This window comes from Pseudomonadota bacterium, assembly GCA_027624955.1.
GTDB lineage: Bacteria > Pseudomonadota > Alphaproteobacteria > UBA828 > UBA828 > PTKB01.
Map to the genome: position 1 here is coordinate 1 of JAQBTG010000074.1, position 6991 is coordinate 6991.

The window sequence follows — 6991 nt, forward strand, 5'->3', positions numbered from 1 at the left end:
CCAGTAAGCCTGCGGACAAATCGCAAACGCTGGCCTCCGTATCAGAATCTTCGGTACGTCAGGCAAACTATCCGGTGGACGGGGACCCCAATTTCATCCGTGCCTGGCCCTTCGAATAGCCGCGCGACCCAAGATCACGCGGCTCCGTCCCACTCCGAGCGGGAAGCCGAGTAAAGAGTAGTACGGCGCGGCCTTTGGCGGCGCCGTTACTTTTTCATATGTCCGGGTAAATCAGGATGCGCGGCGCCTGCGCTATTTGCTGGTGGCGACGAACACGCCGTCCCATTCTTCGCCGGGCGGGTTGGCGATATATTCATCCCGCCGTTCCTCGTAAAGGTCGTAGAGAATGTCCAGCTTGTACACCTTGCCCATTTCACGGCAATCATCCAAAAGTCGGGTCTGCACCGACCAATCCTGCGCCTTGTAAGCGTTCAGCATCTCACCGTGACGTTCCCGTAGCGCCTGGAATTCCGGCGACTCGTTCACGGCCTCGTCGCCGAGCACACAGTAGATATCGACCGGCACGGTCTTGCCCTTGACTTGAATGCGGTCGAGCTGAATGACGGCGAAATGCTCTACATAGACGTAGGTGTTCTCGCCGATAACGATGTCGACACCATAGGTCTTCGATTGAGCTTCAAGGCGAGCGCCAAGATTCACGCCGTCGCCCAACACCGAATAGTCGAAGCGCATATCGGAGCCCATGTTGCCGACGCAGATGGTGGCCGTGTTGAGGCCCGAGCCGATCTTGAGCGGGATATATTTCCTGTTCTCCTCTTCCGCCTCGCGCTTGAGATCGACGTTCATCTTGTCGGATTCGATGAACATCGCCAGCGCCGAACGCACGCCGTTCACGGCATGGTCCGGATCGTCGAGCGGTGCATTCCAGAACGCCATGATGCAATCGCCCATATATTTGTCGATCGTGCCTTTGCGCTCCAGGATCACATTGGTCATCGGCGTCAGATAGCGGTTGATGAATTGGGTCAGGCCGACGGCGTCGAACTGCTCGGAGATCGTGGTGAAACCACGAATATCAGCGAACAGAACCGTCATCTCGCGCATCTCGCCGCCGAGCTTCAAACGGCTCGGATCTTCGGCAAGTTGCGCCACCAAATCCGGCGACATGTAACGGCTGAAGGCGCCGCGCACCTCGCGCCGCTGACGTTCCTCTCGCATGTAATTGAGATACGTCAGCACCACCGAGACGATGAAAATGGAAATCGCGGGGAACACCATGTCGAGCAACAGGCCGTAGGAATCATAGATCCACCACGACAGAAACAGTAGGACCGTCACCGTCAGGACCGCGAGTACCAGCGTCCACAAGGCACCCAGGAACGGCACCATGATGATCATCAACATCCCGAACAACACCACGGCGACGAGTTCGGCGCCGAGCGACCAGGGCGGGCGCGACAGATAATTCTTATCGAGTATATTTTGCAATAGCTGAGCATGAACTTCGACGCCGGGAATCGCGGCATCAAGCGGCGTTGCCTTAATATCGAGGAGGCCGATGGCCGATGTACCGAGGAAGGCCAGTTTGCCGGCCAGCTTCTCCGGCGCGACGGTGCCGTTGAGCACATCGAGCACTGAGATGTAAAGGCTGCGGTCATGCTTGCCGAATTTCATCCAAATCTGACCGTTGCGGTCGGTCGGCACGTCGAGACCTTTCAGTTTAATGCCGCTGATTCCACCCGGGCCATAATCGATCGCCATGGTCGATTGACGCGTACTCACCCGGTAGAGTTCAAGCGCCAGCGTCGGGTACATGTTCTTGCCCACCCGCACGACAAGCGGCACTTGGCGAACGATGCCGTCCACCGAAGGCTTAAACGTAAACACACCTATTCCCTGGGCGGAATCTTCGAGCACATCAATATTTCGAACAATGCTGGGGAACGCCCAGAGAAATGGCTCGGGTTGTAATCCTTTGACCCGGCTGCGATTTCTCTTGGCCCATTGGGTTTTTACGGATTTCCGTTCCCGTCCCTCTTCGAGCTCGCGTTGCTGGGTCGATTGCCCGAGCACAACTTGATATCCCTTGATGATGCGCGCCAAGGTGGCATCGTTGCTCGGAAGTTTTTTCAATTTTTCCTTGGTCTCTTTATCCAGCCCGCGCACGGTATCGGCCAACAAACCCGGCGAGGTGCGGTCGGGCTCGGCAAAAACGATATCGTAGGCCACCCCGGCGACGCCGGCTTTCTTCAGCTTCAGCATCAATTGTGCGACCAGCGTGCGCGGCCACGGCCACTGCCCGAGCGCCGCCAAACTCTCGTCGTCAATATCGATAATGACGACAGGCTGCTTGCTGTCTTCACGCGGGGTAATTTGCTGGAAGCCGTCAAACACCTTGTAGCGCAGCAGTTGAACAGGGGCGGAATCGGTCGCGCGTAACAGGACGAACGCAGCCAAAACAGAGAGGGCGATCAAATGCGCCCAGCTGTAGTGCTTTATGAACCGCTTTAGAAATCTGAATTTCACGCCGCACCCCCTGCGAATGAGCCGTCGAGTATAGCAGAATTAGCCCAAACGGCACGCATCCAACCACCCCATTGCAAGGTCGATTATCGGAGCCGGCATTGCGCTATTCCTCGGGCAATATCAAAGGTTTAAGTGACAATGCCGCGTCACGCACTGCTTCGCGCTCTGCATCGTCGAGCGGAATCAGGCCCTTGTCGGTCAAATAGCCATAAGTGCCGCTGGCGTCTTCATCGAGGATAGCTTCGATGAATTCCTTAATCCCGGGAATGACGCCGACATGGGCGGCCTTGACGTAGAAATACATCGAGCGTGACACCGGATAGCTGCCGTCCGTGATGGTATCGAATTCAGGCATCACGCCATCGATCGCGCTGCCTTGAATGACGTCGCGGTTCTGCTCCAGAAAACTGAACCCGAAAATGCCGAACGCCAGGGGGTTGGCCTGCAATTTTTGCACGATGAGATTGTCGTTCTCGCCAGCTTCAACGTAGACGCCGTCTTCGCGAATCGAATGACAAAGTGATTTATAGGCCGCCTTGTCGCTTTTCTTCAAACTAGCGATTTCAGCGAATGTCCTGCAGCCACCTTCCATCGCCAATTCGACAAAGGCGTCGCGCGTGCCAGAAGTTGGCGGCGGGCCCAATATCTCGATACGTTCAGCCGGCAGCATGGGATCGATATCCGCCCAGACCTGGTTGGGATTATTCACCAACTTGCCGTCGAGTGGCACCCGCTTGGCCAGGGCCAACCACAACTGGCGCAAGCTGAGGCGCGCCGCCGGTAGGGCCTTGGAGTGGGCCAAGACGATGCCGTCATAGCCAATCTTGACCTCGATGATGTCGCTGACGCCGTTCTGGGCGCAGTTTTTTACCTCGGACGCTTTGATACGGCGCGAGGAATTGGCGATATCGGGATGCATAACTCCGATGCCGGCGCAAAACAGTTTGAGCCCGCCGCCGGAGCCAGTGCTCTCCACCACCGGCGTTCGGTAATCAGTGACCTGACCGAACTCTTCCGCCACCGCGGTGGAGAACGGAAACACCGTCGAGGACCCGACGATACGAATCTCGTCACGGTCGGCGGCGGCGGCCTTAGGCGCCGCCCACACAGCCAGCGACAGCGCCATCATATAAAGGCAAAAGAGGCCAATCGGCTTTGCGATCATGGTTCCTACCTGTCGGGACTGCGAAGACAAAGTGAAACTAATACAGCGACGCGGCCAAGACGACACGGATTCGAGAGATTTCCGCCACGGTTTGAACGCGACAGCGATCATTGGCGCAGTCAGCCTTGACGAGGCCCCGCACAGCTTTATATTTAACATAATGGTTAAATATAAATCTGAACCGCTCGATAGTGTTTTTTCGGCCCTCGCCGACCCCACCCGGCGTGCCATTTTGGCGCGACTCGCGACTGGTCATTCGTCGGTCGGCGAATTGGCGGAACCTTTTGACATCTCGCTGCCTGCGGTTTCGCGTCATCTTCGCGTGCTCAGGAATGCCGGCCTGATCACGCGCCACAAAGATGGACGTGTGCGGCGTTGCACGCTGAACGCAGCGCCGCTTAGGGCAGCATCGGATTGGATCGGGACCTATCGTCAGTTCTGGGAGGGTCAGTTCGACTCTCTCGCTGAATATCTCGGCCGCACTCAGGATAAGGCCGAGCAAAACCCAGATGATCAAACGCTAGAACCTCTACAGGAGGACGAATGATCGCCGAAGCACAGGCAATACAGAGTCTATCGCTGGAACTCACCCGAGTGTTCCAGGCAACACGGGAGAATGTCTTCCGGGCCTGGATCGATCGGGAGGAGTTGCAGCATTGGTGGGGCCCGAAGGGCTTTAATACCGTCGTCGACAGTTTCGACGCCAAACCTGGCGGCGCCTAACGCTTATGCATGCACGCACCGGACGGCAGCGAACATTGGCTGCACGGCGAATTCAAAAAGATCTCGCCACATGATTTCCTGTCGATGAGCTGGGTGTGGGAAGCCGGCGACCTTGCCGGGCACGAAATGTTGGTGAGCATCACTTTCACCGCAGTCGGCCAAGCGACCGAAATCAAACTAACGCACAGCAATCTGCCCGGCGAAGGCGCCGTGGCGGCGCATAACGACGGCTGGAACAGTTCACTTGAATGCTTCAACGACAACGTCACAGGGAATGCATAAACATGACCGATATTATCTTACACGGATTTGCCGCAAGCACTTATGTGCTTACAGCGCGCTTGGCTGCAGAAGAAAAGGGCCTTGCCCATACCTTGGTCGATCCCGCGATGGGCACGGACGGTTATCTGGCGCTGCATCCGTTCGGCAAGATGCCGGCCATGACGCACGGCGATGTGCATCTATTCGAAACTTGGGCAATTGTACGTTATTTTGACGAAGCCTTTGATGGCCCCGCGCTACAACCGGCCGATCCGGCAGCGCGAGCGATCATGACCCAATGGGTGAGCGCCTGTCTGGATTACTTATACCCGACAATTGTCCGCGGCCTTATTGTCCCGCGTCTGGTATTTCCGCAGCGCGGAGTTGCGGTGGATGAGGAAGCGCTGAAAGCAAACCTCCCCGCAATCGACAGCCAATTGGCGACTGTCGACGGCGCGCTGGCTGCCTCACCATATCTCGCCGGTGCGCAGGCCAGCATTGCCGATTTCTTCCTCGCCCCTGTGATTGCGTATCTACCGGCCATGGCGGAGGGCCAGGCGGCGCTCGACAAATGTCCGAACATCAACCTGGGCCGATCGCATGTTGGCACGCCAGAGCTTCGGGGCGACTCAGCCGCAACTCGCCGCCTGAACCGGCGCGCAATAGGTCGAGCCTTATTTCATCTCGACTTCGATGAAGATGACGTCATCGGTCCCGCTGGGATTGATGACGTCATGCTCGACCCCCACCTCGCGGAAATAGGGTTGCCCAAGTACCAACTCGACCGTGCGCTCGCCGTCCGGCTCTTTCAAACGGAGGTGGCCGTTGGTTACCGGCACGACGACATAATCCATTTCGTGACGATGCCAGCCGGTGTGCGCACCCGGCGAAAATTTCCATTCGGTGACGCGCACGCGGTCATTGTCAATTAATTGGGTCGGTACCGCATCGCCCATGTCGGCGCTATCGCCCATGTCTCTCTCCTCAGTGATATTGAATTTCGTTCGCGCAGAGTGTCAATTTCGCCGAAGCCGGTCAATTGCGATTCGGTGGCTGCGCCAGACCGAGGCTATGGCGGTCGATGGCGACGCTTTTAACGAGGGCAAACACCTCCCTGCCCGGCACCAAGCCAAGCTCATGCGCCGACCGTGCTGTGATGCGCGCCCACAGCTTGACGCCAATATCCAGTTGTAGATCCATTGCTGCCGCGCCACTTGGATGCATTTCCACGACGCGCCCGGGAAAAACGTTGAGAATGCTGAGATCGCTCGGCCGCGTGGTGGCTATGGCAACATCGCGGGCGCGAATGCGCGCCCGGACGGCGGTTCCCGCCGCCAGATCGAGTCCGGCGACGCGCAGTACACCGCCGGTGAACGCCAACTCGGTGAGGCCAAATTCGTCATGCCCCGAAACCCGGGTTTCGACCAGCGCCCCGGCCTCATGGCGCCCGGTATGTGGGCTCAAATCCGGCCTGCTCATGATGTCGACCGCCGAGCCGGTCGCGATCACGCCGCCATCGGCCAACAACACCATATGATCGGCGAGACGGGTTACTTCGTCGAGTGCATGGCTGACATAGACGATGGGTATGCCGAGCGCATCGCGTAGACGCTCGATATGGCCCATGACCTCACTCTTGCGCGCCGCGTCGAGGGCCGCCAGGGGCTCGTCCATCAACAATAGGCGGGGTTCGGATAGCAGCGCCCGGCCGATCGCCACACGCTGTTTCTCTCCGCCTGAAAGGGTCGCTGGGCGGCGCGCTAGCAAGCCGCCAAGGCCGAGTAGGCCGATGATCTGCGCCGCATCCTGATAGCGTTCGCCCTTCGGTGCGAAGCGGCGGCCGTAAAGCAGATTGGCCTTGACGCTGAGATGGGGGAAAAGACGCCCTTCCTGGAACACATAGCCGACGCGGCGGCGTTCCGCCCGAACATTCACCTTTGCTGCGGAATCGAACAGGGTTTGCCCGCCGATGTGGAGACGCCCACTGTCGGGTCGGAGCAGCCCCGCCAACATGTTGACCAATGTCGTCTTGCCAGCACCGGAGCGGCCGAACAGTGCGGTAATACCGCGGTCCTCGACCTCAAACGCAACATTGAGGCTGAAATCACCTAGGCGCTTCTGAAGATCGACCTGCAGCATTGCCCTATCCATCCAACCGGGCGCGGACCCGGCGCGCCAGCAATTCGGAGGCGAACAGCGCCAGCATGGCGATGACAATAGAAAGAATCATCAGACGCAGCGCACCGCCCTCGCCGCCCGGCACCTGAATCAGGCTGTAAAGCGCGATCGGAAGCGTGCGGGTTTCACCGGGGATGTTGGAGACGAAGGTGATGGTGGCGCCGAATTCACCGAAGC

General features: G+C 58.3%; 6 protein-coding genes and 2 pseudogenes. 3 read left to right on the top strand and 5 right to left on the bottom strand.

Annotated elements, in window-relative coordinates; genetic code table 11:
* Positions 1-252: 252 nt before the first annotated feature.
* The gene (locus O3A94_16900) at positions 253-2487 is read right to left on the bottom strand and encodes an adenylate/guanylate cyclase domain-containing protein (GenBank protein ID MDA1357929.1); all 2235 of its coding nucleotides are present in this window, start codon (positions 2485-2487) and stop codon (positions 253-255) included.
* 103 nt (positions 2488-2590) lie between these two features.
* Positions 2591-3613 carry a substrate-binding domain-containing protein gene (locus O3A94_16905; GenBank protein MDA1357930.1) on the bottom strand — a complete coding sequence of 341 codons (1023 nt, stop codon included), beginning with the start codon at positions 3611-3613 and terminating at the stop codon, positions 2591-2593.
* A 199-nt stretch (positions 3614-3812) separates the two neighbouring features.
* Between O3A94_16905 and O3A94_16910 the strand changes: the two genes are divergently transcribed.
* The 3 genes and pseudogenes from O3A94_16910 (at position 3813) to O3A94_16920 (ending at position 5208) form a co-directional block, all read left to right on the top strand.
* Positions 3813-4199 carry a metalloregulator ArsR/SmtB family transcription factor gene (locus O3A94_16910; protein MDA1357931.1) on the top strand — a complete coding sequence of 129 codons (387 nt, stop codon included), beginning with the start codon at positions 3813-3815 and terminating at the stop codon, positions 4197-4199.
* Positions 4196-4657, top strand: a pseudogene (locus tag O3A94_16915) (SRPBCC domain-containing protein). Before O3A94_16910 ends, O3A94_16915 begins: the two are co-directional and overlap by 4 nt.
* A gap of 2 nt (positions 4658-4659) precedes the next feature.
* A pseudogene (locus O3A94_16920) lies at positions 4660-5208 on the top strand (glutathione S-transferase family protein).
* 102 nt (positions 5209-5310) lie between these two features.
* Here the strand turns inward: O3A94_16920 and O3A94_16925 are convergent.
* The 3 genes from O3A94_16925 to modB all read right to left on the bottom strand — a co-directional run.
* Positions 5311-5610, bottom strand: a complete 300-nt coding sequence (locus tag O3A94_16925; protein MDA1357932.1) for a cupin domain-containing protein — start codon at positions 5608-5610, stop codon at positions 5311-5313.
* Positions 5611-5671: 61 nt separating this feature from the next.
* Complete coding sequence (modC, locus tag O3A94_16930; GenBank protein MDA1357933.1) at positions 5672-6775, bottom strand: molybdenum ABC transporter ATP-binding protein; 1104 nt, start codon at positions 6773-6775, stop codon at positions 5672-5674.
* A gap of 4 nt (positions 6776-6779) precedes the next feature.
* Positions 6780-6991: molybdate ABC transporter permease subunit (modB, locus tag O3A94_16935; GenBank protein ID MDA1357934.1), on the bottom strand; the 212-nt coding region annotated here is incomplete at its 5' end.